Below are 25,572 nucleotides of genomic sequence, written 5' to 3'. Positions count from 1 at the left end.
AGCCGCACCGGGTGGCCGGCGCGTACCGCCTCCGCGGGATGCGGACAACTGAGCATTTCTTCACCGTCCCGCTGGACCATGCCGATCCCGGCGGCGAAACGCTGGAGGTCTTTGCCCGGGGGTATTCATCCTTGGAGCACGACGACGACGCGGCCTCCCGGCTGCCCTGGCTGCTGTTCCTGCAGGGCGGGCCGGGCGGCCGCGGCAACCGGGTCACCTCGCTGAGCGGCTGGATGAAGGAAGCGGCCAAGTCCTTCCGGATCCTGATGTTGGACCAGCGCGGCACCGGCCTGTCCGCTCCGGTGAACCGGCAGACCTTGCCGCTGCGCGGAGGCGCCGCGGAGCAGGCCGATTTCCTGACGCATTTCCGTGCGGACTCTATTGTCCGGGACGCCGAACTGATCCGCCGGCAGCTCGGCAGCGGTCCGTGGAGCATCTTCGGCCAAAGCTACGGCGGTTTCTGCGCCCTGACCTACCTGTCGCTCGCCCCGGAGGGCCTGCAGGAAGTCCTGATCACCGGCGGCCTGGCTCCGCTGGCGGGAGGCGCAGACCAGGTCTACCGTGCCACCTTTCCCCGCGTGGAGGCACGCAACCGGGAGTACTTCGACCGCTACCCGAAGGACCGTGAGCGGGTCACCGCCGTCGCACGGCATCTGGACGCGGTGCCGGAGTACCTGCCCTCCGGCGAGCGGCTGACCACCGGCCGCTTCCAGATGGCCGGGCAGTTCCTGGGCGGCAACACTCGGGTGAATGCGCTGCACTACCTGCTGGAAGAGGCCTTCGTACAGACTCCGGCCGGCCAGCGGCTCTCGGATTCCTTCGTGGAGCAGGTTGCCGCCCTGGTCAGCCGGGCGGCCAACCCGTTGTATGCGCTGATGCACGAGTCGATCTATGCGCAGGGCGAGGCCACCGGCTGGGCTGCGTGGCGCGTCCTTCAGGATTTCCCGCAGTTTGCCCCGGAAGCCGCGGAGCCGCTGCTGACCGGTGAGATGATCTACCCCTGGTACTTCGAGCAGGACCCGGCGCTGGTCCCGCTCAGTGAGGTCGCCGAGCTGCTGGCAGCCAAGTCCGACTGGCCCGCCCTCTATGACACGGCCCGACTGGCCCGGAACACCATCCCGGCGGCAGCGGCCGTGTACCGCGACGATATCTACGTAGAGCGCGGGCTGTCGCTGGAGACGGCCGGCCAGGTCAACGGGCTCCAGGTCTGGGAGACCGATCAGTTCCATCATGACGGCATTGCCGACGACGGCGAAGCCATTTTCGCCCGGCTGCTCGGCTTGGTCCGGAACTAGCCGGCGGCTCCCGCACGAACATCCCGCCGCCAGGCAGCGGAGGCGGCACCCAGCAGGACCACGGCGACGACTGCCGCCGCCGCGTTCAGGCCCGCGAATCCCAGAGCGGCCAGCACCGGTCCGGAGAAGGCGGCACCCAAGGCCCCGGCCGCGCCCATCAGTGTGTCGGACAACCCCTGGGCGGGGACTCGCCCCGACTCGGGACCGACTCCGCCAACAGCGTGGATCCGGCAATCACCGAGGCGGACCAGCCCAGGCCCAGCAACACCAATCCGGCCCCCACCAGCCAGGTGTCCTGCTGCCCCACGCCGGCCAGGGCGGCGGCGGCCAGCAGCATCAGCTGCCCAACCATGATGGTCCGGGTGCGGCCGAGGCGGTCGGTCAGCCAGCCCATCAGCGGCGAGAGCGCATACATCCCGGCCATATGCAGGGAAATGGTGAAGCCGATGATCGCGAACGTGTCGGTCTGGCTGTGCTGGTGTCCGCCCGCCTGGTCCAGCTCCTGCAGGTGAACCGGCGTCATGGACATGACCGCCACCATCACCAGGTGCGCGCCCACTACCGCGGCCAGCGCGAGCATAGCCATCGGATGCTGGCGCACTGCTGCCAGACCGGTGCGCAGCGTTCCGCGGCGTTGGACCGGGCGGGATTCGCCCGGGCCGGTGCCGTGTGAGCGCGCATAGCGCAGCGGATCGGGCCGCAGCCCCACCAGCAGCAGCGTGGCGCCGATGGCCATGCCGGCCATCGAGAACAGGAAGGGCCCGGACGATTCCGGCAACCCGAGTGCGGCGCCCAGCTCGGCGCCTGGCCGGATCAGGTTCGGCCCCGCGACTGCGCCCACGGTGATGGACCAGACGACAAAGGCCAGATCCCGGCCGCGGTGCTGGGGCTCGGCAAGGTCCACCGCGGCAAAGCGTGCCTGCAGGTTGGCTGCGTTGCCGACGCCCAGCAGGGCCGAGCCGACCAGCAGCACCGCAAAGGACCCGGTGACCGGCGCGAGAGCCATCAGTGCCGAACCGAGCAGTGCCAGCAGTAGGCCGGTGACCAGCGCGCGCCGGCGTCCTGAGCGCGCGGCGGCAGCGGCCAACGGCAGGGCGGCCAGCGCGGCGGCCAGCGAAATCGCCATGGTGGACGTACCTGCCAGCGCCTCGCTGCCGCTCAGCTCTACCGCAAGCAGTGAGCCGATGGCCAGGCCCGCCCCGTGGCCCAGGCCGCTGAAAAGCTGTGCCAGGGACAGGGAAACGACAACGCGGCGCTGGACGGCCCTCGTGCGAGGGTCTGCGTTCAGCGCCGCGTTGCTTTGTTCAGTCACACGCCGAGCCTAGTCGACGGAGAACCGGTGATGCGGGTGTTACTCCGAGTCGGACTTGGCCCGTTCTGCGTCCTTTTCCAGCCGCGCGTCGATGGCAGCCTGGCGGCCGGCCGGGCTGAGCAGGCTGGCAACCGTGGCGACCACCAGCGTGCCGATGATCACGGCCAAGGACAGGCCGGTGCTGATCTCCGGGATCCACTCGATGTGCTGGCCGCCGTTGATGAACGGCAGCTCGTTCTCATGCAGTGCGTGGAAGATCAGCTTTACGCCGATGAAGGCCAGGATCACGGACAGGCCGTGCTTCAGGTAGACCAACCGGTCCATCAGTCCGCCGAGCAGGAAGTAGAGCTGGCGTAGGCCCATCAGCGCGAAGATGTTCGCGGTGAAGACGATGAAGGCGCTCTGGGTCAGGCCGAAGATCGCCGGGATGGAGTCGACCGCGAACAGCAGGTCGGTCATGCCGATGGTAATGAAGACCATGACCATCGGGGTGAACAGGCGCTTGCCATCCACCGTGGTCCGCAGCTTGTTGCCGTCGTAGTGCTCGCTGACCGGAAGCTTCTTGGTCAACCGGGCCACCAGCCCGGACTCGGACCCTTCTTCCTCGTCTTCGCCGGAGTCGGTGGCCTGCTTCCAGGCGGTCCAGAGCAGGAAGGCGCCGAAGATGTAGAAGACCCAGCTGAAGTGCGCAATCACGGTGGCACCCAGCAGGATGAAGATACCGCGAAGGATCAGGGCAATGATGATGCCGAACATCAGCACTTCCTGCTGGTATTTCCGCGGCACGGAGAACCTGGCCATGATGATGATGAAGACGAACAGGTTGTCCACGCTGAGGCTGTACTCGGTGATCCAGCCTGCGACGAACTCTTGGCCGTAGTCCGGCCCGGCCTGCCAGAACAGCATGCCGGCGAAGATCAGGGCCAGGGTGACGTAGAAGCCCACCCAGAGTCCGGCTTCCTTCATGGAGGGTTCGTGCGGCCGCTTGACCACGTAGAGAAGGTCAAACAGCAGGATGACGCCCAGGACCACAAACGAGGTGATCTCAAAGGGCAGCGATAATTGGTCCGACACGGAACCTTGCCTTTCACAGAAGATGCCGCGCGCGTGCGGTGCGCGGGTGCGAGTGTTCGCCGCAAGTCTCTCCGCCTGCCCTGATCGGCCAGGCCACTGCGCCCGGCGGGGCTTCGATGCCCCGCGTGTTGACGTTCACAGTGTTCGGGATACTCCCCTACGCTCGGTCAAGTGTAGCGCAAGGCAGGACAACGACGGCGGTGCGTACCGCCGTCGTCGTCCCTGCCACCCGCTCTGCACCGGCGGACAACTCCGCATCAGGCGTGGCCGGCGGCGCGCATCTGCCGCAGGTCCTTCTTCAGGTCGGAGACCTCGTCACGCAGCCGGGCGGCCAGCTCGAACTGCAGTTCCGCCGCCGCGGCGTGCATCTGCTCGGTCATCTGCGCGATCAGCTCGCCCAAATCTTCGGCCGGCGCTGCGGCCAGCCCGTCGCGGCGGATCTTGTCCTTCGACACGGCCGCGGAGATCCCGCGTTTGCCCTTGCCATAGTCGAAGTCCTTCAGCAACTGCTGGGTGTCGGCATCTTCGCGGGCCAACTGGTCGGTGATGTCCGCGATCCGCTTGCGCAGCGGCTGCGGGTCCACACCGTGCTTCTTGTTGTGGGCCACCTGGATCTCACGGCGCCGGTTGGTCTCCTCGATGGCGTTGGCCATCGAGTCCGTGATCTTGTCCGCGTACATGTGCACCTGGCCGGAGACGTTGCGGGCGGCACGGCCGATGGTCTGGATCAGCGACGTGCTGCTGCGCAGGAAGCCTTCCTTGTCCGCATCGAGGATGGCCACCAACGAGACTTCGGGCAGGTCCAGGCCCTCGCGCAGCAGGTTGATGCCCACCAGGACGTCGAAGGTGCCCATCCGCAGTTCCCGGAGCAGTTCCACGCGGCGCAGCGTGTCCACGTCCGAGTGCAGGTACTGCACCTTCACGCCGTGCTCGTTGAGGTAGTCGGTCAGGTCCTCGGCCATCCGCTTGGTCAGCGTGGTGACCAGGACGCGTTCGTTCCGCTCCACCCGTGCGTTGATCTCGCCCAGCAGGTCGTCGATCTGGCCCTTGGTCGGTTTGACGATCACTTCGGGATCCACCAGGCCCGTGGGCCGGATGATCTGCTGAACATAGCCGTCGGACTTGGACAGCTCGTACTTGCCGGGCGTGGCCGACAGGTAGACCGTCTGTCCGATCCGCTCCAGGAACTCGTCCCATTTCAACGGCCGGTTGTCCATCGCTGACGGCAGGCGGAAACCGTAGTCCACGAGATTACGCTTGCGGGACATATCGCCTTCGTACATTGCGCCGATCTGCGGCACGGTGACGTGCGATTCGTCGATCACCAGCAGGAAATCATCCGGGAAATAATCCAGCAGGCAGTGCGGCGCCGTGCCCGGACCGCGGCCGTCGATATGCCGCGAGTAGTTTTCGATGCCGTTGCAGAACCCCATCTGCTGCATCATTTCCAGGTCGTAGGTGGTGCGCATCCGCAGCCGCTGCGCCTCCACCAGCTTGTTCTGCGACTCCAGCACCTGCAGCCGGTCGCGCAGTTCATCCTCAATGTCCCTGACCGCCCGGCTCATCCGGTCCTCGCCGGCCACATAGTGCGACGCCGGGAAAACGTACATTTCCGTCTCATCGCGGATGATCTCCCCGGTGACCGGATGCAGCGTCTGGATCTGCTCGATCTCGTCGCCGAAGAACTCGATCCGTACTGCCAGTTCCTCGTACATGGGGATGATCTCCACGGTGTCGCCGCGGACCCGGAATGTGCCCCGGTGGAAGTCGACGTCGTTGCGGGCGTATTGCATGGCGACGAACCGGCGCAGCATGTCGTCCCGGTTCATTTCGGCGCCCTTACGGAGCGTGACCATGCCGGCAATGTATTCTTCCGGCGTGCCCAGACCGTAGATGCAGGACACGGTGGCAACCACGATGACATCGCGCCGGGTCAGCAGCGCGTTGGTGGCCGAGTGGCGCAGACGTTCGACTTCCTCGTTGATGGAGGAGTCCTTCTCAATGAACGTATCTGTCTGGGCCACGTAGGCTTCCGGCTGGTAGTAGTCGTAGTAGGAAACGAAGTACTCCACGGCATTGTTCGGCAGCAGCTCGCGGAACTCGTTGGCCAGCTGGGCAGCCAGCGTTTTGTTCTGCACCATCACCAGAGTGGGCCGCTGGACCTGTTCCACCAGCCAGGCGGTGGTGGCGGACTTGCCGGTGCCGGTGGCGCCGAGCAGCACCACGTCCTTCTCCCCGGCCTGGATCCGTTCGGTCAGCTCCTTGATCGCCGTCGGCTGGTCGCCGGCAGGCTGGAATTCACTGACCACCTCGAAGGGCGCTACGACGCGATTGATATCCTGCGCAAGACTCATGCGATTAACCGTAGACCCGATTCCGGTCAGCGTGGGTCCTGAATCGCTCTGGGCCTAATCGGTCCCTCCGCTCCGCGCACCGGCCGTCTACCGTTGCCGCTCACGGCAGCGTGCGGTAGATCTGTCCTTGCACTCGACCACCACCGGAAGGCACACCATGGACCCGGTCCGGAGCTACCCCGAGGGCGTGACGTCGTGGATCGACGTTGAACCTCAGGACATTGAGAAGGCCAAGGACTTCTACGGCGGTCTGTTCGGCTGGACCTTCGCCGACGCGACGCCGCCGGATGTCTCCCCGCGCTACGTGATTGCCCAGTTGGACGGGCGCGACGTCGCCGGCCTTGGCGAAGGCGCGGCCGGCGACGCCGAACCCACATGGAACACGTACGTGGCGGTCGATGATTCCGATGCTGCGGCAGACAGGATCCGCGCCGCGGGCGGACGGGTGCTCTCCGGCCCGGCGGATGCCGGGGAAGGCGGCCGCGCCACGTTCTGTGCCGATCCGGCCGGCATCTTGTTCCGGCTCTGGCAGGCGAGGCGCCGGCCGGGTGCCCAGATCGTCAACGTGCCGGGAGCGTGGAACTTCAGCGACCTGCATACCGCCGATCCTGCCGCAGCCTCGGACTTCTACGGACAGGTTTTCAGCTGGCAGTTCGACGACGTCGGCTTTGGCAGCATGATTCGTGTTCCCGGCTATGGCGACCACTTGCAGGCGACCAGTGATCCGGACATTCACGAGCGCCAGTCGGATATCGCTGCTCCCCCGGGATTCGCCGACGCCATCGGCTGGCTCACGGACTTGAGCCCTGGTGAGGCACCGCATTGGCACGTGGCGTTCGCCGTCGCGGACCGCGATGCGACAGCGCTCGCCGCCGAACGCCTCGGCGGGAAGGTACTTGACCGGACCGACACGGACTGGACGCGGGAGGCGGTGATCAGCGACCCGTTCGGAGCCGTCTTTACCGCCAGCCAGTTCACCCCTCCGTCCGGCTGAGACGCCGGGCCGGCGACGAGCCGCGCCGGGGTTATCCGCCGAAGCTATCCGCCGAGGGCGGGCGGCTTCCATCCGGTGGCCTCGGCCCACCGATTCATCTGCGGGTCCGCCACCTGGCTGAACCAGTCTTCCTTTGCCCGTGCGTAGCGGCCAGCGGATGCGTCGGAGGCATGCAGGCCGGCCAGCCGCCGCTTCTCGGCCAGGTAGGCCTCGGCCGCGCCCGGGTCGGCCCGGAGCCAGTCCCTGAACAGCAAGGCAAAGCGCCAACCCGGCGAGCCCGCCGCCCGGATATGAACATTGACGGGCCGGCCCGGATCGGCATTTCCGTGCAGCCGCTTGGCCCAGTCCCCCGGCTCCGGATGCTGCGGTTTCGCGGTGTCGCGCCAACTGCCGGGCCAACGAGGGAAGCCCGCCGCGGCCAGTTCCTCGGCGGCGGAATCGGCGTCCGCCATGCTGGCCATCGTGACCTGCAGGTCCAGCACGTCCTTGGCCGGCAGGCCCGGAACGGCGGTTGATCCAATGTGGTCAACCGCCACAATCCGCGGATCGGTGCGCCTGATGCGTTCGGCGAGCAGGGCTGCCTGCGCCGGCCATTGCGGCTGCGGATCCAGCAGCACCGGTGGCCCGGTGCGCGGTGCCAGCCTGCCGGCCAGCAGATTCTGGTTGAAGGGCACCAGCCGCTCCTCCCAAAGGAGGTCCAGCGAGGCCAGCAATTGCTCGCGGGTGCCGGTGTTGTCCAGCACCACGTCGGCGGCGGCCCTGCGGTCGGCAGAAGAGGCCTGTGCGGCCATCCGGGAACGAGCGTCCGCCTCGGTCATGCCGCGGTCTTCAACCATGCGCCGCAGCCGCTCTTCTTCGGGCGCGTCGATGACCAGGACCAGGTGGAAGGTAGGGCTCTGCCCGGTTTCCACCAGCAGCGGGATGTCCTGGACAAGGATTCCGCCTTCGCCTGCGGCGGCTGCCAGCTCGGCCGCCCGCGCGCGGACCAGCGGGTGCACAATCGCGTTCAGGCGTTCGCGTTGGGATGGATCATTGAACACCAGGGCGCCCAGCGCCGGTCGGTTCAGCCAGCCCTCGGGGTCCAGGATCTCCGGGCCGAAGGCTTCGACGACGGCCAGCAGGCCGTCGGTGCCTGGCTCCACCACTTCGCGGGCGATCGCGTCGGCATCGACCAGAGTGGCGCCGAGTTCCGCCAGCCGCAGGGCAGCCAGCGATTTTCCAGCGGCAATTCCACCTGTCAGTCCGATTCTCAGCACGACCTCAGTCTAGCCAGCAGGCCAGGCTGGGCCGTCACCGGAATGTGGCGGTCCGGGCTATTCCTCGTGCCCTTGGTCTGCGCTCATCTGATCCTCGGCGGGCGGCGTTTCGCCGGGCGGAACGCCGCCACCGGGTTCCAGCCCGGTGATGTTCTGGTTCTCGGGATCGGGATTGGCCGAGGCACCCTGGTCGGCCGACACCCGTTCCGCGTCGGTCTTGTCCGTGCCCGGACCATGGTCCTGCTCGTCCTGGATGCGCCGATTGAATTCGGGCTGGTTCTTCGCCATAGCTTTACCCTTCGTTGCCGGGGCAGCCGCGCCGGTTCGGGCGGCCCACCTTTCGCCAGACTAAGCACGGTCCGGCCGGCCGGACAAGGGGCGCGTGGGCAACAGGGCGCCGTTCGTCGAAGCCAGGCTCCGGCCCTCCAGAAGGCGATTAGGCTGGAGGATGTGCCCCCTGAGTCCAACGCCAGCAGCTACACCACCATTGCCGGCGAACACCGCCACGAGATCGAGATAAAACGCTCGCGATTCATCACCGTGCTGCGCCGTGCAGAGACCGAGGAAGAGGCCCGGAGCCTGGTGACGGATCTGCGCCGCGAATTCCACGACGCCAGGCACCATTGCAGCGCCTTCGTGCTGGGCCCCGATCGTGCCGTCCAGCGTTCCAACGACGACGGCGAGCCCTCCGGCACGGCCGGCATCCCCATGTTGGAAGCCCTGCTCAAACGTGAGACGGCACCCGGGGTGACGGACCTAAGCGACGTCGCCGCCGTCGTCGTGCGTTACTTCGGCGGGATTCTGCTCGGCGCCGGCGGACTGGTGCGGGCCTATTCTGAATCGGTGTCGCAGGCCGTTGGCACTGCCGAAATGGTGCGGCGGCGCCGGATGCGGTTGTTGGCGGCGCCGACCATGCACGCTGACGCGGGCCGCTTGGAGAATGACCTGCGGGCGTCGGGGACCGTTGTGCTGGGCAGCGACTATGGTGCCGCCGACGTGCGGATCCGGCTCGCCCTGGAAGACCAGCCTGATGTCATCGACCGGTTCAAGGACCAACTGGCAGCGCTGACCTCGGGCGGTCCCGCGCCCATTGAGCTGGGGACGGAGTGGGTGGACCTTGGCTGAACACCGCGACGACACCGCCGACGCCGGAAGCCTCCAGCCGACCTTCGACTTTGCCGTGCTCCGGCGCTGGCCGGATGTGGAAGCGGACAACCTGTTCGCTCACGACGCGGCCGACAAACTCCTGCTGGACACCGCCCGGCCGCTGCTCGCCGGTCTGGAGGGAAGCCGGATCGCGGTGGTTAACGACCACTATGGCGCGCTGACGCTGGCCATGGCCGCTGCCGGTCTGCAGGGCGTCCACGTGGTGCAGGACGCCCTCAGCGCGGAGCGCGCGCTGGACAGCAACGCCTCCCGGCTGGGGTTGGCGGGCTACCGCCACCACCTGTTAGAGCCCGACGCTTTTGACGGCGTCCGGCTGGTGCTTCTTCAGCTGCCGCGCTCGCTCGACGAACTGGAAGAGATCGCCGGCTGCATCGCCGCGGCGGCTTCCCCCGATGTCACGGTGCTGGCCGGCGGCCGGGTCAAGCACATGAGCACCGCCATGAACTCCGTGCTGGCCACATCGTTCTCCTCCGTGACTGCAGGCCTGGCGCGGCAGAAAGCAAGGATCCTCACCGCCTCCGGTCCGCTGCCGTCGGCGGACGGGCGCTTCCCTCGCACCGAAGAGCACGACGTCGGCCTCCCGGCTCCGCTGCGGCTGGTCGCCTTCGGCGGCACCTTTGGCGGACCCAAGGTGGACCCGGGCACGCGGTTCCTGCTCCCCTTGCTCAACGGTGCCCGGCAGGCCGAGCGGGCGGTGGATCTTGGTTGCGGCAATGGCACGATCGCCGCCTATCTGGCCTTGGCGCACGGCGGAATGCGGGTGCTGGCCATGGACCAGTCGGCTTCCGCGGTCAGATCAACGCGTGCCACGGCCGAGGCGAATGCGGTTGCCGACCGGGTGGAGGTGCGGCGGGATGATGCCCTGTCCTCGCTGCCCGCCGCTTCCGAACAGCTGATTGTGCTCAATCCGCCGTTCCATATGGGCAACACCGTCCATGCCGGCATTGCCCTGAAACTCTTCGCCGACGCCGGCCGCGTCCTCGCCCCCGGCGGGGAACTGTGGACGGTGTGGAACAGCCATTTGGCCTACAAGCCGGCGTTGAACCGGTTGGTGGGGCCCACCCGGCAAGTGGCGCGCAACCCTAAATTCACGGTCACCGTCAGCACCAGGGACTGACGCGGCTTAGCGCTCGGTGCCGTAGTAGCGGCGCAGCTCCGCCTCTTCCTCAGGGGTCAGGCCTTCGGCGGCCGCCGGCGAGGGCGAGTCTTTGATGATGTTGTGGCTGTAGGCGACGAAGACGTCGTGTTGATCAATCCGCGCCCCGTCGACCGGCACGAACTTTTCCCGGCTGTCCGCCAGACCCAGGCCCACCGTGATCCACTGGATGGTTCCGGTGACCGGGTCCTGGTGCACCTGGCCCACCACTCCCAGTTTCCGGTCTGCGTTGTCCCACACCGTGGCTTGTTGCAGGGCGTGGACGTCCACTTCTTCCGGCATGATGTGTCTCCAATCCGGCCAATGGCCTGCCGCGGGGCTTTCCCACACCGTAGTGCAGTGTCCCGTTTTTTTGATGGCTCGAGGGCGAAGCGGCCGCGGAAACCACCAAGACAGGCGCCGCGGCCGCGGGTCGCAAGCCGCTTCCCCGGGCCCAGATCTCGATGAGCTGGAACGTGTGCCAATAACGGCGCAATAACGGCGCGATAACGGGGCTGGAGGTTCACTGAAAGGGCATTGCAAACTTGCAGCTTCATGGGGTTCTTGGGGAGAACAGCGATGCTCACTGATCCGACCCGCCATTCTGTGGCGACCCTCGTGACAAAGCTCATGTCAGGGGAACGAGGGATACCATGCCGATCATTAAGGATCCGCACCTGTTTAACGAACAGAGTCTGTTCGTCGACTTGGAAGGGATGCTAGGCCGCCGCCTCTACCTGAAGATCGAGGGCTTCAACTTCGCCGGCTCGATCAAGCTCAAGCCCGCGCGGGAAATGGTCGAGCGCGCCGAACGGGAGGGGCTGATCGGCCCAGACTCCACCCTCATTGAGTCCTCTTCGGGGAACCTCGGCGTTGCGCTCAGCATGATCGCCGCCAGCAAGGGATACCGCTTCGTGTGCGTGATCGATCCGCGCTGCAACCCGGCGACCCGGCAAGTCATGGAGTCGCTCGGGGCACAGGTGGACCTGGTGACCGAACCGGATCCCGTCGACGGATTCCTCGGGGCCCGGCTCAACCACGTCCGGGACCTGTGCGCGTCCGACGAGCGGTACATCTGGCTCAACCAGTACTCCAATCCCGGCAACTGGGGAGCGCATTACCGCTGGACCGCCCCCGAGATCTCCGATCAGTTCCCCGAACTGGACGTGCTGTTCGTGGGAGCCGGGACAACGGGAACCCTGATGGGTTGCGCGAAGTACTTCCGCGAGCACCGGCCCGATGTCCGGATCGTCGCGGTCGACGCCGTGGGATCGGTCTCGTTCGGTGGCCAGCCGGCCACCCGCCTGATCCCCGGCCTCGGCATGAGCGTGCGGCCGCCGCAGCTCGACGAGTCCTTCATCGATGACGTGGTGATGGTCGAGGAGCTGGACACGGTGCGTGCCTGCCACCGCCTCGCGGCGGGCGGGTTCATGCTCGGCGGTTCCACCGGGACTGTGGTCCACGGCGCCTTGTCCTGGCTTGCCGAACACGACGCCCAGGACGCCACGGCGGTGGCCATCTCGCCGGACTTGGGCCGCCCATACTTGGAAACCGTCTACGACCCGGACTGGGTGCTCGACCACTTCGGGGCCGAAGCGCTCGCCACCGCCGAAATGACGGTGGCCCCGGACCGACGGTCCGAGCCGGCATCGGGACGTCGGAACACGGCACCCGTGGCCGATTCCGTCGCCACCGCCTCACTAAGGAGCTTTGTGCAGTGAAACTGCCCGTAGACGACCTGAAGGGGTCTCCGCTGGCCACGGGCGCGGGCGTTGCCCTGGAGCGCCGGCTGGCGGAACTTCTCGCATCGGTCGTTCAGAAGGACGATGTCCCGGTGGACGCCAACTTCTTCCTGGAGCTGGGCGCGGACTCGCTGGTGATGGCGCAGTTCTGCGCCCGCGTGCGCAAGCAGCCGGACCTTCCAGCGGTGTCGATCAAGGACATCTACCAGCACCCCACTATCTCGGCGCTGGCCGCGGCCCTGGCACCGGCGGAAGAGCCGCCGGCGACGGGGCAGGGACAGGTGCAGGACCGGTTGGCGGAGGTGCTGTCCGGCGTGCTCGGCATCGAGCAGGTGCCGGTGGACGCCAACTTCTTCAACGATCTGGGCGCTGACTCGCTGGTCATGGCGCAGTTCTGCGCCCGCGTACGCAAGCAGCCGGACCTGCCAGCCGTGTCCATCAAGGACATTTACCAGAACCCAACGATCACTGCGCTGGCCGCGGCCCTTGCGCCGGCGGAAGATGCATCGGCAACGATGCAGGTGCAGGACCGGCTGGCCGAAGTGCTTGCCGGCGTGCTGAACATCGAGCAGGTGCCGGCGGATGCCGACTTCTTCCATGATCTGGGCGCGGACTCGCTGGTGATGGCGCAGTTCTGCGCCCGCGTGCGCAAGCAGCCGGACCTCCCTCAGATCTCCATGAAGGAGATCTACAGCAACCCGAATATCTCCGCGTTGGCAGCGGCCTTGCAGGTTCTTCCGCAGCAGGAGAAAGACCCGGAGCCCTCGCCCACCGTGGCCTCCGTGCCGGCCACGCCGCCGCCCATGGACGCGCGGACGTGGGAGTACGTCGCCTGCGGCGCCCTGCAGGTACTCGTCTACATCGGCTACTGCGTATTCGCCGGCTTCATCATGGTCGTGGGGTACCTGTGGTTGTTCCCGGACGCGTCGTCGGGTAACCACGACTGGGTGAGCCATGGAACGCCCTTCTGGGAGCTCTACCTGCGATCTATCGCCTACACCGCTGCGACGTTCGTCGTCATGTGCATCCTGCCGGTGATCGCCAAGTGGATTTTCATCGGGCGCTTCCAGCCCAAGGAGATCCGCATCTGGAGTCTGGCCTACTTCCGGTTCTGGCTGGTCAAGGCACTGATGCGCACCTCTCCGCTCTCGCTGATGGCCGGTTCACCGCTGACGACCTTCTACTTGAGGGCCATGGGGGCGAAGGTTGGCCGCAACGTGATGATCATGACCAACCGGCTGCCGATCTGCACCGACCTGCTGACGATCGGGGAGGGCACGGTGATCCGCAAGGACGCCATGCTCAACGGATACCGTGCCCACGGCGGCGTCATCCAGTTGGGTGGGGTGACGCTGGGCCGGGACGTGATCATTGGCGAGGGCAGTGTCCTGGACATCGACACGGCGATGGGTGACCGCTCGCAGCTGGGCCACCGGTCCACGCTCTACACCGGCCAAACCGTGCCCGACGGCGAGCGGTGGCACGGTTCGCCAGGCCGGCCCGGGGCTGCGGACTACGCCACGGTCGAGCCGACACCCTACCGGCCGTGGCGCCGGGGATGGTTCGCCGTTTCCCAGCTGCTGGGCACGGTCGGGCTGGGCCGCACCATGTGGGGACTGGTGATCACGCTGGTTATCCTGGCGGACCCGAACGTCGCGGCCCTTCTGGCGACGCACGAGTGGGCGTTCAACAACTGGATCTTCTACGCCGACGCCGCCGCCTACGCCGGCCTGGGCATCATCGGTGGAACGATCGTGGCGCTGGTCCTCATCACCACCGTGCCGCAACTGCTCCAACTCGCACTGAAGCCCGACAGGGTATATCCGCTGTTCGGGCTGCGTGACGCGGCGGCACGCACGGTGGGCAAGATGACGAACAGTCCCATGCTCGGGCAGTTGTTCGGCGACAGCTCCTACGTCGTGAACTACGTGCGGGCCATCGGGTACCGCCAGCCACAGGTCCAACAAACCGGCTCGAATTTCGGCACGGGGTTCAAGCACGACAACCCGTTCCTTTCGACCATCGGCACCGGCACCATGATCGCCGACGGGGTGTCATTCATGAACACGGACTACTCGGCAACCTCGTTCAAGATCAGTGGGGTGGCGATTGGTGCCCGCAACTTCCTGGGCAACGCCGTTCTGTACCCCGCCGAAGCCAAGACCGGGGACAACTGTCTGCTCGCGACGAAGGTCATGGTCCCGGTCGACGGACCGGTGCGCCAGGACGTGGGCCTGCTCGGATCGCCGGCCTTCGAGATCCCCCGCTCCGTGCTGCGGGACACCCTGCCCGAGGAGCAGAGGAGCCGCACCGAGCTGCGCCGGGACCTGGCGGCCAAGAACGGCCACAACCTGCGCACCATGGCGCTCCTGATGCTGGCGCGGTGGTTCAACGCCACGGTGGCCCTGCTGGTGATGTTCGCCGGCCTTGAGCTGACCGACCAATTCGGTTTCCTTGCGCTCAGTGCGTCGTTCGTCGTGATGCTCGTGCTCGGCGTGCTGGTCCCCATCGGCCTCCAGCACGTTGCGACAGGGTTCCGGCGGCTGCGGCCCCAGTTGTGCTCCATCTACAACCCCTACTTCTGGTGGCACGAGCGGTACTGGAAGCTGCAGGCCCAGAGCCGGTACCTGGCTGTCTTCAACGGAACACCGTTCAAACCGCTGATCTGGCGTTTGCTGGGCGTTCGGATCGGCTCCCGGGTCTTCGACGACGGCCTGGGGATCGTCGAACGGTCCCTGGTGACCATAGGCTCCCGCTGCACGATGAACAACGGCACCGGTATCCAGTCCCATTCCCAAGAGGACGGGATGTTCAAGTCCGACTACAACGTCATCGGAGACGATGTCACGCTCGGCGTCGCAGCCTTCGTCCACTACGGCGTGACCATTGAAGACGGTGCCGCTGTCGCCGCCGACTCCTTCGTCATGAAGGGGACGACTATCCCTCGGGGAACCCTGTGGGGTGGCAATCCGGCCGAAGAGGCCCTTGCCACCGCCACGTCCCCCGTCGCATTGGAAAGGCCTGTGCCATGACCACCCCCTCAGCGCTGACCTGCCGAACCGTCACCGACCACCCGTCGGGATTGGGCAGCGACCGGATCGCCCCCGCCGGCGCCGCACCGACGGCGATTCCCCGGTGGACGCAGGACCGCCGGCCGGGTCAGGGGCGGGTAGAAGTGGCGGTTCCGGAGGACCTGCGGCACGCCGTGCGGACACTAGCCCGGACGCTGGACGCGTCCCCGACATCCATCTGGCTGGCGGCACACGCAAGGGTGCTTCAGGCGCTGTCCGGCGAAACGGAGGTCACCACTGGCTGCAGGTACGCGTCCGGCACCTGGGCCTGCGAAGTCGATCTGGGACAAAGGTCATGGCGGGCTTTGGTCTCCGCGGTGCACTTGCGGGAGGCCCAGGCCGACGCGGGGCAATCCGGCCGCGGGCAGGCGGGTTACGAGGCGGCCGCGCCAAGCTACGAGGTGGTATTCGACGCCGTCCCGGCCGACGATCCCGACCTGCCGGAGGGCCTCGTCCTGGGCGTGTCCATTCGCGACGCCGCGGGTGGCGACGCGTTGTGCCTGGACTACCGGCGCGACGTCCTCGACGAGGACGCAGCCCTCCGGATCGCTGGCTATCATCTGAATGCACTCCGCCATCTGGTCGCCGACCCCGAGGCGGACCCCGACGACGCCGACCTGGTCGATCCCGACGAGCGGCGGCTGCAACTGGAACAGCTGGCCGGACCCGAGCGGCCCCGGCCCCAGCGGCGCTTCCATGAGCTGTTCGAGGACCGTGTCCGGCAGCATCCCGAGCGCATCGCGGCTGTCCAGGATGAGCGCGAGTGGACGTACGAGGAGCTGAACGCCCGCGCCAACCGGATCGCCCGCTCCCTGCACGCGCACGGTCTTCAAGCGGAGGACATCGTGGCAGTGGTCGCCGAAAGGGACCTGGAGTGGATGGCCGCCGTCGTTGGCATCCTCAAGGCCGGCGGTGCCTACCTGCCGATCGAACCGCACTTCCCGGCCGACCGAATCGCCAGAACGCTCACCCGGGCCGGCTGCCGGGTAGTGCTGACCGAAAGTGGCAGCACCACGACGCTCGACGAGGCACTCGACGGGATGCCTGCATTGACCAAGCTCCTGTTCGAGGACGTCGAGGCCGAGGGGCACACCGACGACGACCTCGGCGTGGACGTGCGTCCAGACCAACTCGCCTACGTCTACTTCACCTCGGGCTCCACGGGCGAACCGAAGGGGGCGATGTGCGAGCACGACGGGATGGTGAACCACCTGTACGCCAAGATCGAGGACCTGGGGATCGGCGCCGGCGACGTCGTCGCGCAGAGCGCCCCCCAATGCTTCGACATCTCGCTGTGGCAACTGGTCTCGGCCCTGCTCGTCGGCGGCCGCACACTCATCGTCGGGCAGGACCGCATCCTCGACGTCGAACGGTTCGTCGACACGGTGGACCGGGGTTCGGTGGCGGTCTTCCAGGTCGTCCCGTCGTATCTTGATGCCGTAGTGGCGTATTTGGGCGGCAATCCCCGTGCCCTGCCGCACCTCCGCTGCGTATCGGCGACCGGCGAGGCCCTGAAACGTGAGCTGGTCCACCGCTGGTTCGAGGTGATGCCGAACGTCAAACTGGTCAACGCGTATGGATTGACGGAGACCTCGGACGACACGAACCACGAGGTGATGAGCGCGGCGCCCGCAGGCGACTCCGTGCCATTGGGCCCGCCGATCGCTAACGTCCGGATCCACATCCTCGACGAGCGGCAGCGGCTCGTGCCGCTCGGGGCGCCGGGCGAGATTGCCTTCTCCGGGGTCTGTGTGGGCCGAGGCTACATCAACGATCCGGAGCGGACGGCGCAGGTGTACTCCACCGACCCCTTCGCGGACGGGGCGCGGCTCTACCGTGCGGGCGACTACGGCCGCTGGTCCCCGGACGGCAAGCTGGTGTACTTGGGCCGGCGGGACAACCAGGTCAAGATCTCCGGGTTCCGCATCGAGATCGGCGACATTGAGAACGCGCTGTTGCGGGTTCCCGGCGTCCGCGACGGCGCCGTCGTCGTCGGTGAGGGCGCCGGGCAGTCCAAGTTCTTGGTGGCGTTCTACTCCGGCAACGAGTCGCTCGAGATCGACGAAATTCGCAACGAGCTGGCCGCGCGGCTGCCGGTCTACATGGTGCCGTCGGCCTACAGATGGCAAGAGAGCCTGCCCCTGACCGGCAACGGGAAGATCGATCGGAAGGCATTGACGCGTATGGCGCGGGAGGTCGTTCCCGAGGCCGGCGCTGTCACGGAAGCCCTCTCGGCCACCGAGCAGCGGCTCGCCGAGGCATGGGCGACGGTGCTCGGCCTCCCGGCAGGCCGGATCGGCGGACAGGATTCGTTCTTTGCGCTGGGCGGCACCTCGCTGTCCGCGGTGAAGCTCGCCGTCCTGCTCAAGCGCGCTGTGTCGATCAAGGACATCATGCAGACACCCGTCCTGGCCGACCTGGCAACTCTGCTCGAGGCCGCGTCGCTGGCGGACCTTACTGTTCCGCCCGCCCCGCATCCGGCGGAAGCCGGCGCGGAGCCCCACTCCATGGCGCCTGCGGCAGGACAGGTTGGCCACTCCCACCCGCTACCCGTGAAAGGAAAGGACCTCTGATGTCGTCTCAATCACCCAGGATCCAATTCGACGTGGAACGCCAAGCCGGCCGGACGCCGATGCTCACCGTCGAGTACGGCCACGACCCCGTGCTGTGGGCCGAACAGAACCGTGAGGCGCTGCGTGCGGCCGTGGATGATCAAGGCGCAGTACTGGTCCGCGGCTTGGGCCTCCGTGATCCGGCCGAAGTAGCCGATGCTTTCCAGCGGCTGGTCTCCGGCGGCCTCATGCCGGACCGGGAGGCCTTCGCCACCCGGCAGCCCTACTTGGACGGCGTGTACTCATCCCTCACCTGGCCCGCGAACCAGCCGATGTGCATGCATCAGGAGCTCAGCTATGCGCTCGAGTTCCCCGGTCTGATGCTCTTCGCCTGCCTACGGGCACCCAGCGTCGGTGGGGTGACCGGTGTGGCGGACGCCAGCGCCGTGCTCGACGCCATACCCACGGACATCGTCCGGCGCTTCGAAAGCGAGGGGTGGCTGCTCGCCCGCAGCTACAACGAGGACATCGGCGCCTCCTACGAAGAGGCGTTCGGGGTCTCCGACCGCGCCGACGTCGAGAGCTACTGCCGCGCGCACGAGATCGAGTTCGAGTGGCAGCCAGACGGGGAGCTGCGGACCAGGCAACGGCGCCCTGCCGTGGTTCGGCACCCGGCGACCGGCCAACGCTGTTGGTTCAATCAGGTCGCGTTCCTGAACGAATGGACGATCGCGCCCGAGGTGCGGGAGTACCTGGTGGACGTCTACGGTCCCGACGGTCTGCCGTTCAACACCCGCTTCGGCAACGGCGAGCCGATCGGCGAGGACATCGTCGCCCTCCTGAACGAGATCTACGAGGCACACACCCTTCGAACCCCTTGGGAACCGGGAGATCTCATGCTGGTCGACAACGTCCGCATGGCCCACAGCCGCGAGGCGTACGAGGGACCTCGGGAGATCCTCGTCGGCATGGCCGAGCCGCGCAACATCTTCGATCTCGATACCCACACCCAGGACGGTGCACCATGACAGAGTTTGCCACTCCCCCGGTCACAGAGGCCTCCGGCCCGAAGACCGTTCCGCCTTTCGCGGTCATTGCAGGGGCCCAGGTGCAGCAGGTGCTCCAGGGGCGGGAGAAGCAGGTGGTCGAGCTGGTCGAGCAGACCTACCGGGTGCATGCAGCCGGAGACTCGGTGAACCCCCCGTCCTACTTCCTGCGCTTCCCGGACCGGCCCACCTCGCGCATCATCGCTCTGCCCGCCTCGGTCGGCGGAGAGGTGGAGGTTGACGGCATCAAATGGGTCTCCAGCTTCCCGGACAACGTGGCGTCGGGGATTCCGCGTGCCTCGGCGGTGTTGATCCTCAACGACCGGGCGACGGGCTACCCCTTCGCGTGCATGGAGAGCTCCATCATCAGCGCCTCCAGGACTGCTGCATCGGCCGCCGCCGCTGCGGACTGGCTCAGCCGCGGCCGCGGGCGCCCCCGGCGCATCGGGTTCTTCGGCGTCGGCCTCATCGCCCGCTACATCCACACCTTTTTGAACGCGACCGACTGGTCCTTCGACGAGATCGGGGTGTTCGACCTCTCGGCCGAGAGCGCGGAGGGTTTCAAGGGCTATCTTGAACGCAGCGGCACCCGAGCCCGGGTGACCGTGCACGACGGCCCCGAACAGCTGATCAGAAGCAGCGACCTCGTCGTGTTCGCCACGGTGGCGGGCCAGCCGCACGTGCAAGACCCCACGTGGTTCGCGCACAACCCGCTGGTGCTGCACGTATCCCTGCGCGATCTGGCCCCGGAGATCCTGTTGGCGTCCACCAACATCCTCGACGACGTCGACCACTGCTTGAAAGCCGGCACGTCGGCGCACCTCGCGGAGCAGATGGTCGGCCACCGGGACTTCGTCGACGGCACCTTGGCCGACGTCATGGAAGGAAAGGTCTCACCGGCGGACGACCGCCCCGTGGTGTTCTCACCGTTCGGCCTAGGCGTGCTCGACCTGGCGGTCGGCAAGTACGTCTACGACGAACTTGCCAGCAGGGGGCAGCTGCAAGTGGTCGAGGACTTCTTTTCCGAACTGCGTAGGTACGGCTGACCCGGCGGCCAACCACGTTCATCGATTCGCACCCACCGAGGAGTAACACAATGCTCTCGTTAGCGCAGATGCTGGGGAATGTGTCCCAGGCACACGTCCAGTCCCCTGATGACTGGGCTCAATCGGTCACAGATGTCCTTCGGGACGCCGCGATCTACCATCAGGCCAGAAACGGCTTCTACCGTGCCCAATGTGACGCATTGGGAGTCGATCCCGCCGCGATCAGCGACATCAATGACCTGCAAGACCTGCCCCTGTTGCCGGTCGGCATGTTTAAGCGTCCGGACTCCCAGGTGCTGCTCAGCTGCTCCCTGGCCGACGTCGAGACCGAGACCCGCTCCAGCGGAACCCACGGGGTCCAGTCCGTCGCCCGCCGCAACAGCGAGACTATGACTCGGGCGCTGGTTGGCCTGATCGGGACCTATCGGGAGTTCTTCAACTTATCCGGCGGCGCCGGCCTATTCTTGAACCCAACAGACGCCGAAGCCTCAGAGATGGGTCTGCTCAAGGACTTCAACATCCTGAACAGCGTCTTCGACTACCACGCCTACCTCGTTGCCGACCAGGCGTTCGACGCCAGGGCGGCTTTGGAGCACTTGCACCGGTGGAAGGGCCATATGACCCGGCACATCATCGGTCCGCCGTTCCTTATCGGCCGGCTCCTCCGGTTCCTCGAGCAGGAGAAGATCAGCGCGCGATTGGATCCGTACAGCATGATCATCACTCTGGGCGGATGGAAGCGGCACACGGCCGAGGCCCTCCCTGCCGATGGCTTTTGGGAGCGCTGCCACGACCTGCTCGCCGTACGGCCGGGGAACGTGCGCGACATGTACGGGATGATTGAGTCAAACATGCTCGCTGTCGAATGCCACCTGCATCGCAAGCACGTCCCGCCGTGGTGCTACATCTCCATCCGGGACCCCGGTCAGGTCGGTAAGGAACTCGCTGCGGGGAGCACCGGCACCATCGCCATCCTGGACGCCATTAACACCAGTTACCCGGGCTTCCTTCTCACCGACGACCTGGGCGACGTTGAGACCGGCACCTGCGGCTGCGGGCGAACCGGCCAGGTCATCAACTTCCGCCGTAGGGGGCAGGGCAGCGTGCTTGGCAACTGTCCCGTCACCATCGAGCGCTATCTCGACTCTCGCAGCACCGCCAACGAGGAGGCTCCGGCTCTCGTGAAGGCCTGATTTCACGTCGGCTCAGCCGGCGCCCTGCTCCGTTGCCGCACCCGTGGCGAGGCCGCCATCGATGCCGCCGAGCGAGAAGGTCGCACTGATGAGCGTTTCGGTCATCTGCTCCAGCACGGCCATGTCAACATTGTCGATGGTGTCGCAGTCCTGGTGGTAGCACTCGTCGTACTGGTCCCCGGCCTGCCCGCCGAACGTGAGCGCCTCGGCCTCGCTCTTGGTCCCCGCGTCACCGGTGAACAGGCCCCCGGCCGGGATACCGCCCTGCACGAAAGCGTCGTAGTCCGAATCCTCGATGAACCCAAACGGCAGCGCCTCAACCCCCTCGCTGCGCAGGATGTCCACGAACGCCTGTTCGACGGCGCCCGACCCCTCGGGCCCGGCCTCCTCGCTGTCCGAGCCGTCGCCGTCGTAGACGAACACCACTCCGTTCGGCGAGCCCACCACGTCCACGTTCAGGTACGCGACGTGCGCGGCGGACTCAGCGCCGGAGAGCTCCTCGACGTAGTGCTCCGAGCCGTGCATTCCGTCCTCTTCGCCGCCCCAGAACGCGAACCGGATCCGATCCCGCGACACAGCACCCTGCTCCGCGAGCCTGAGCGCGACCTCGAGCACCGCGGCCACCCCGCTGCCGTTGTCGTTGAGCCCGGGCCCCTCCTCGACCGAGTCCAGGTGCGCGCCGAGCACCAACACGCCTCCCGAGCCGCTGCCTGTATCGGCCAGGATGTTGAACGCGTCCACGGGGTTGCGCCGGCCATAGCTGAACTCCTGCCGCCGAGGCTCGTACCCCGCCGCCCGCAACTGCTCCTCGACGTAGGCCGCTGACGCCTCGTACCCCCCGGTGCCGTCAGCCCGGTTCCCGCCGTTCGCATCCGCCGCCGCCTGCAACGCCTCCAGATGCCGCGCCAGCCCACTGGGCCTTACCACCTCCCGCACGAACGACGGGTCCGGCGGGGTATCCACCTGCACCGGCGGCCGCGGCTCGTCCGCACAGGCGGCAACGCCGCCGACCAATGCTGCGCACAGCGCGACGGCCCACAGCTTGGTGCGGTGATGAGGATAATTCTGGAAACGCTGCGGAACGGATCCTGCACGGACCATGTTGACTCCCCCGAAGTCTGCGTCCTGACGGGCGCTGGTGGGCTCATGCTACGCCCCGGAGGTGCGCGGAGGAAGAACTAGTTGCCCGAATTAACCGCCGCCGAGCCGGCGCAACAGCAAGGAACCCCCGCATCTGACAGGTGCGGGGGTTCCTTGAGCGCCGGATGGTTCCGACGCCGTTGACGCAGTGTTACGCGCCGGTCAGCTTCTCACGCAGTGCAGCCAAGGCTTCGTCGGAAGCCAGGGTGCCGCCGGTGGAGGCCGGAGCCGCCGGGGCGTCGGAGGAGTAGCTGGTCGGAGCGGCCTCGGACTCGCCCGGAGCCTGGGCTTCCTCGGCCAGCGAAGCAGCAACCTGCTTCTTGTGCGCTTCCCAGCGAGCCTGGGCGTCAGCGTACTGCTGCTCCCATGCGGCGCGCTGTGCTTCGTAGCCTTCGAGCCACTCGTTGGTCTCCGGGTCGAAGCCCTCCGGGTACTTGTAGTTGCCCTGCTCGTCGTACTCGGCAGCCATGCCGTACAGAGCCGGATCGAACTCGGTGCCCTCGGGGTCTACACCCTCGTTGGCCTGCTTCAGCGACAGCGAGATGCGGCGGCGCTCCAAGTCGATGTCGATGACCTTCACGAAGACCTCGTCATTGACGGAGACAACCTGCTCGGCCAGCTCCACGTGGCGCACGGCCAGCTCGGAGATGTGGACCAAGCCCTCGATGCCGTCTTCGACGCGAACGAACGCACCGAACGGAACCAGCTTGGTGACCTTGCCCGGGACGATCTGGCCCAGGGCATGGGTGCGGGCGAAGGTCTGCCACGGATCTTCCTGAGTGGCCTTCAGGGACAGGGACACGCGCTCGCGGTCCAGGTCCACCTCGAGCACCTCGACGGTGACTTCCTGGCCAACCTCGACGACCTCGGAGGGGTGGTCGATGTGCTTCCAGGACAACTCGGAGACGTGCACCAGGCCGTCGACGCCACCCAGGTCCACGAAGGCACCGAAGTTGACGATCGAGGAGACGACGCCCGGACGGACCTGTCCCTTCTCCAGCTTGTTGAGGAAGGTGGAGCGGACCTCGGACTGGGTCTGCTCGAGCCATGCACGGCGGGACAGCACCACGTTGTTGCGGTTCTTGTCCAGCTCGATGATCTTCGCTTCGATCTGCTGGCCGATGTACGGAGCCAGGTCGCGCACACGGCGCATTTCAACCAAGGAGGCGGGCAGGAAGCCACGCAGGCCGATGTCGAGGATCAGGCCACCCTTGACAACCTCGATGACGGTGCCGGTAACAACGCCGTCTTCTTCCTTGACCTTCTCGATGTCGCCCCAAGCGCGCTCGTACTGAGCACGCTTCTTGGACAGGATCAGGCGGCCTTCCTTGTCTTCCTTGGTCAGCACCAGGGCTTCGACCTCGTCACCGACGGCGACTACATCGCCCGGGTCGACGTCGTGCTTGATGGAAAGCTCGCGGGAGGGGATGACACCTTCGGTCTTGTAACCGATGTCGAGCAGAACTTCGTCGCGGTCAACCTTGACGACAGTGCCTTCGACCAGATCGCCATCATTGAAGTACTTGATGGTTGCGTCGACGGCTGCGAGGAAGTCTTCAGCGGTACCGATGTCGTTGATGGCGACCTGCGGGGTACCGGGCTTCTCGGTGGAGGTGATGGTCATGTAGTAGGGGCTCCGATGTGGATAGTTTTCGAAAGTTCCGTGACTGCCCTGCCTCCCGGCGCACAACAGCACTCAACCGCTGCTGCCCGTGGGATGCCTTGCCGTTTACGGAAACGGACTGATGTATTTTGGTGTAGCTAATGGAGCCTGCCCTCCATGGAAGGGGCTCTCCATACGCATTACGCGCCCAATAAGTCTAGCCGGTCAGCCCAATTCGGGCAAAGCCGGCATGAAATGGGTGATGCAGTACGGAAGAGCGTCCGTGGCGAACAGGCTGTCCAGCCGGCCCACCGTCTCCGCCGATGCCCCGGAAAAGTGCCCGGCCGCCGCCAGCGTCCTGGCCCGGACCGCGCCGAGGAAGAGTGAGCCGAGCGAATCCACCGGCAGCACGGCGTCGACGTCGGCGTCCGCGGCCAGCCGGTCGACTGATCCGCGGCCGTCCTTCACGGTGAGCCGGTAGGCGCCGCCGCAGATGTCCAACGGATCGCTGATCCGCAGCGTGCAGGCGCCGTCGTGAACGTACGGGCGGGCTTGCAGGACGGTCACCGGATCCAGCACGCGCAGCCACAGGACGTCCTCCGCCGCCTTCACCTCGTAGCCGCGGCTGTCCGTCAGGCCCCAGGCCAGCGGATCCTGCTCCGGGCAGAGCGGGAACTGGATCCGCTCCACCAGATCCAGTGATCCTAGGTAGCGCCATAGTTCCAGATAGGCGTCCTGGCTGGCGGCGACCAGGTCGATCACTTTCACGGTGTATGGCTTGTTGTCCCAGCCGGCGAAGCGATAGCTGACGTAGCCGTCCGGACGACCATCGCCGTCGTAATGGACCGCCGTGCGCACCGACTTGTCCTCCGACGCACTGTCTTGGCTCCAGCGGCCCGAGACGCGCAGGGCGTAGCTGGCCTGGCGGCCAATGGAACCCGGAACGCGGGCGTGGAACCGGTTGAACAATTCCGGCGCCAACTGCTGGAGCGAAGCCGGCTCGGCCAGCTCCATTGTGCCGGTCGCCGGGGCCCGCAGGCCGAACCGCTCCCTGACGTCGATCTCCACCTCACGAGTGAACGTGGCGGCACCGAAGCCGAACCGGCCGTAGATGGTGGCCTCGGAAGCCGTCAGCGCCGCCATCGCCAGCCCACGGTCGGCCGCCTGCTTCAGGTCGTCGGTGATCATCCGCCGCAGCAGCCCGCGGCGGCGGTGCGTTGCCCGGACGGTCACGGCGGTGATGAGATGTGCGTCCATCAGCCGCCCGCCGCCAACATTCAGGGTGTTAACCATGGTGGCGTAGGTGGCCACGGGCACCTGGTTGTCCCACACGCCGGGGCGCGGCGAATCGTCATAGGCACCCCAGAGGACCCGCCGGTCGGTGCCGTAGGCCTTGCTGTACGCGGCGACGTCAACCGGATCCGGCTTCTTGTCGTAGAAGCCGAAGCTGACAGCCTCGAACCAGCCGAGCGTCCTGGCGTCCGGCGCTTCGCCGTCCAGTCCGGCGGCAAACCGCTCAATGCGGAGGTCGTGGCGGGTGTCCTGCATGCGGGTGATCACGGTTTGTGAGCCTAGCTGCCAGTGCGCCGCTC

The 25,572-nt window shown here is 66.7% G+C and carries 20 protein-coding genes; 10 read left to right on the top strand and 10 right to left on the bottom strand.

The features are described 5' to 3' along the window. Positions 1–38 precede the first annotated feature (38 nt). Complete coding sequence (locus tag AB0N75_RS12515; RefSeq protein ID WP_364650193.1) at positions 39–1,295, top strand: alpha/beta fold hydrolase; 1,257 nt, start codon at positions 39–41, stop codon at positions 1,293–1,295. Here the strand turns inward: AB0N75_RS12515 and AB0N75_RS12510 are convergent. The 4 genes from AB0N75_RS12510 to uvrB all read right to left on the bottom strand — a co-directional run bounded on the left by AB0N75_RS12510 (position 1,292) and on the right by uvrB (position 6,035). Next, positions 1,292–1,468: a hypothetical protein gene (locus tag AB0N75_RS12510; RefSeq protein WP_364650112.1), complete on the bottom strand. Its 177-nt coding sequence runs from the start codon at positions 1,466–1,468 to the stop codon at positions 1,292–1,294. The genes AB0N75_RS12515 and AB0N75_RS12510 overlap by 4 nt on opposite strands. After that, a complete protein-coding gene (locus AB0N75_RS12505) occupies positions 1,453–2,607 on the bottom strand; it encodes an MFS transporter (RefSeq protein ID WP_364650109.1) in 1,155 nt (384 codons plus the stop codon). Before AB0N75_RS12505 ends, AB0N75_RS12510 begins: the two co-directional genes overlap by 16 nt. 39 nt (positions 2,608–2,646) lie before the next feature. Then, on the bottom strand, positions 2,647–3,681 hold the full coding sequence (locus AB0N75_RS12500) for a TerC family protein (RefSeq protein ID WP_364650106.1): 1,035 nt from the start codon (positions 3,679–3,681) through the stop codon (positions 2,647–2,649). Positions 3,682–3,938: 257 nt separating this feature from the next. Beyond that, entirely contained in the window at positions 3,939–6,035 is a 2,097-nt protein-coding gene (gene uvrB, locus AB0N75_RS12495) for an excinuclease ABC subunit UvrB (protein ID WP_364650104.1), read from the bottom strand. A gap of 157 nt (positions 6,036–6,192) precedes the next feature. On the opposite strand from uvrB, the gene AB0N75_RS12490 reads away from it, so the two are divergent. Beyond that, positions 6,193–7,029 carry a VOC family protein gene (locus AB0N75_RS12490; protein WP_364650102.1) on the top strand — a complete coding sequence of 279 codons (837 nt, stop codon included), beginning with the start codon at positions 6,193–6,195 and terminating at the stop codon, positions 7,027–7,029. Between the two features lie 44 nt (positions 7,030–7,073). Here the strand turns inward: AB0N75_RS12490 and coaE are convergent, their stop codons facing one another. Continuing rightward, positions 7,074–8,285, bottom strand: coding sequence for a dephospho-CoA kinase (coaE, locus tag AB0N75_RS12485; protein WP_364650099.1), 1,212 nt, complete (start codon positions 8,283–8,285; stop codon positions 7,074–7,076). A gap of 57 nt (positions 8,286–8,342) precedes the next feature. Beyond that, the gene (locus AB0N75_RS12480; RefSeq protein ID WP_364650096.1) at positions 8,343–8,573 is read right to left on the bottom strand and encodes a DUF6480 family protein; all 231 of its coding nucleotides are present in this window, start codon (positions 8,571–8,573) and stop codon (positions 8,343–8,345) included. A gap of 162 nt (positions 8,574–8,735) precedes the next feature. On the opposite strand from AB0N75_RS12480, the gene AB0N75_RS12475 reads away from it, so the two are divergent. Continuing rightward, positions 8,736–9,410, top strand: coding sequence for a YigZ family protein (locus tag AB0N75_RS12475; RefSeq protein ID WP_364650093.1), 675 nt, complete (start codon positions 8,736–8,738; stop codon positions 9,408–9,410). Next, complete coding sequence (locus AB0N75_RS12470; RefSeq protein ID WP_364650090.1) at positions 9,403–10,569, top strand: methyltransferase; 1,167 nt, start codon at positions 9,403–9,405, stop codon at positions 10,567–10,569. The genes AB0N75_RS12475 and AB0N75_RS12470 overlap by 8 nt, the downstream gene beginning before the upstream one ends. Positions 10,570–10,575: 6 nt before the next feature. Here AB0N75_RS12470 and AB0N75_RS12465 read toward each other — a convergent pair whose 3' ends face one another. Then, complete coding sequence (locus tag AB0N75_RS12465) at positions 10,576–10,890, bottom strand: PRC-barrel domain-containing protein (RefSeq protein WP_364650087.1); 315 nt, start codon at positions 10,888–10,890, stop codon at positions 10,576–10,578. Positions 10,891–11,240: 350 nt separating this feature from the next. On the opposite strand from AB0N75_RS12465, the gene sbnA reads away from it, so the two are divergent. From sbnA to AB0N75_RS12435, 6 genes are read left to right on the top strand one after another with little or no spacing between them, the layout of a single operon-like run. Further along, complete coding sequence (gene sbnA, locus AB0N75_RS12460) at positions 11,241–12,308, top strand: 2,3-diaminopropionate biosynthesis protein SbnA (protein ID WP_364650084.1); 1,068 nt, start codon at positions 11,241–11,243, stop codon at positions 12,306–12,308. Continuing rightward, the gene (locus tag AB0N75_RS12455; RefSeq protein WP_364650081.1) at positions 12,305–15,361 is read left to right on the top strand and encodes a Pls/PosA family non-ribosomal peptide synthetase; all 3,057 of its coding nucleotides are present in this window, start codon (positions 12,305–12,307) and stop codon (positions 15,359–15,361) included. Before sbnA ends, AB0N75_RS12455 begins: the two co-directional genes overlap by 4 nt. Then, positions 15,358–17,973 (top strand): amino acid adenylation domain-containing protein, encoded by a 2,616-nt coding sequence (locus AB0N75_RS12450; RefSeq protein ID WP_364650078.1) that lies wholly within the window; start codon positions 15,358–15,360, stop codon positions 17,971–17,973. Before AB0N75_RS12455 ends, AB0N75_RS12450 begins: the two co-directional genes overlap by 4 nt. Beyond that, a complete protein-coding gene (locus AB0N75_RS12445; RefSeq protein ID WP_364650075.1) occupies positions 17,973–18,980 on the top strand; it encodes a TauD/TfdA family dioxygenase in 1,008 nt (335 codons plus the stop codon). Before AB0N75_RS12450 ends, AB0N75_RS12445 begins: the two co-directional genes overlap by 1 nt. After that, positions 18,977–20,044: a 2,3-diaminopropionate biosynthesis protein SbnB gene (gene sbnB / locus AB0N75_RS12440; RefSeq protein WP_364650072.1), complete on the top strand. Its 1,068-nt coding sequence runs from the start codon at positions 18,977–18,979 to the stop codon at positions 20,042–20,044. Before AB0N75_RS12445 ends, sbnB begins: the two co-directional genes overlap by 4 nt. Positions 20,045–20,094: 50 nt before the next feature. Then, the gene (locus AB0N75_RS12435) at positions 20,095–21,237 is read left to right on the top strand and encodes an acyl-protein synthetase (RefSeq protein ID WP_364650069.1); all 1,143 of its coding nucleotides are present in this window, start codon (positions 20,095–20,097) and stop codon (positions 21,235–21,237) included. Between the two features lie 12 nt (positions 21,238–21,249). Here the strand turns inward: AB0N75_RS12435 and AB0N75_RS12430 are convergent, their stop codons facing one another. The 3 genes from AB0N75_RS12430 to AB0N75_RS12420 all read right to left on the bottom strand — a co-directional run bounded on the left by AB0N75_RS12430 (position 21,250) and on the right by AB0N75_RS12420 (position 25,540). Next, the gene (locus AB0N75_RS12430) at positions 21,250–22,338 is read right to left on the bottom strand and encodes a M20/M25/M40 family metallo-hydrolase (RefSeq protein WP_364650066.1); all 1,089 of its coding nucleotides are present in this window, start codon (positions 22,336–22,338) and stop codon (positions 21,250–21,252) included. A gap of 190 nt (positions 22,339–22,528) precedes the next feature. After that, positions 22,529–24,001, bottom strand: a complete 1,473-nt coding sequence (rpsA, locus tag AB0N75_RS12425; protein ID WP_127514615.1) for a 30S ribosomal protein S1 — start codon at positions 23,999–24,001, stop codon at positions 22,529–22,531. Between the two features lie 204 nt (positions 24,002–24,205). Then, complete coding sequence (locus AB0N75_RS12420; protein ID WP_364650063.1) at positions 24,206–25,540, bottom strand: GNAT family N-acetyltransferase; 1,335 nt, start codon at positions 25,538–25,540, stop codon at positions 24,206–24,208. Positions 25,541–25,572 lie beyond the last annotated feature (32 nt).

This window comes from Arthrobacter sp. NPDC089319, from assembly GCF_040684925.1.
Taxonomy (GTDB): Bacteria; Actinomycetota; Actinomycetes; order Actinomycetales; family Micrococcaceae; genus Crystallibacter.
Note: the sequence above shows the minus strand (reverse complement) of the source record. Positions and strands in the feature narration are given on the sequence as shown.

Coding starts and splice junctions, on each gene's coding strand:
- uvrB (WP_364650104.1), bottom strand. CDS start 6,035: ATGAGTCTTGCGCAGGATATCAATCGCGTCGTAGCGCCCTTCGAGGTG.
- sbnA (WP_364650084.1), top strand. CDS start 11,241: ATGCCGATCATTAAGGATCCGCACCTGTTTAACGAACAGAGTCTGTTC.
- AB0N75_RS12430 (WP_364650066.1), bottom strand. CDS start 22,338: ATGGTCCGTGCAGGATCCGTTCCGCAGCGTTTCCAGAATTATCCTCAT.
- AB0N75_RS12465 (WP_364650087.1), bottom strand. CDS start 10,890: ATGCCGGAAGAAGTGGACGTCCACGCCCTGCAACAAGCCACGGTGTGG.
- AB0N75_RS12515 (WP_364650193.1), top strand. CDS start 39: ATGCGGACAACTGAGCATTTCTTCACCGTCCCGCTGGACCATGCCGAT.
- AB0N75_RS12450 (WP_364650078.1), top strand. CDS start 15,358: ATGACCACCCCCTCAGCGCTGACCTGCCGAACCGTCACCGACCACCCG.
- sbnB (WP_364650072.1), top strand. CDS start 18,977: ATGACAGAGTTTGCCACTCCCCCGGTCACAGAGGCCTCCGGCCCGAAG.
- AB0N75_RS12490 (WP_364650102.1), top strand. CDS start 6,193: ATGGACCCGGTCCGGAGCTACCCCGAGGGCGTGACGTCGTGGATCGAC.
- AB0N75_RS12445 (WP_364650075.1), top strand. CDS start 17,973: ATGTCGTCTCAATCACCCAGGATCCAATTCGACGTGGAACGCCAAGCC.
- AB0N75_RS12480 (WP_364650096.1), bottom strand. CDS start 8,573: ATGGCGAAGAACCAGCCCGAATTCAATCGGCGCATCCAGGACGAGCAG.
- AB0N75_RS12435 (WP_364650069.1), top strand. CDS start 20,095: ATGCTCTCGTTAGCGCAGATGCTGGGGAATGTGTCCCAGGCACACGTC.
- rpsA (WP_127514615.1), bottom strand. CDS start 24,001: ATGACCATCACCTCCACCGAGAAGCCCGGTACCCCGCAGGTCGCCATC.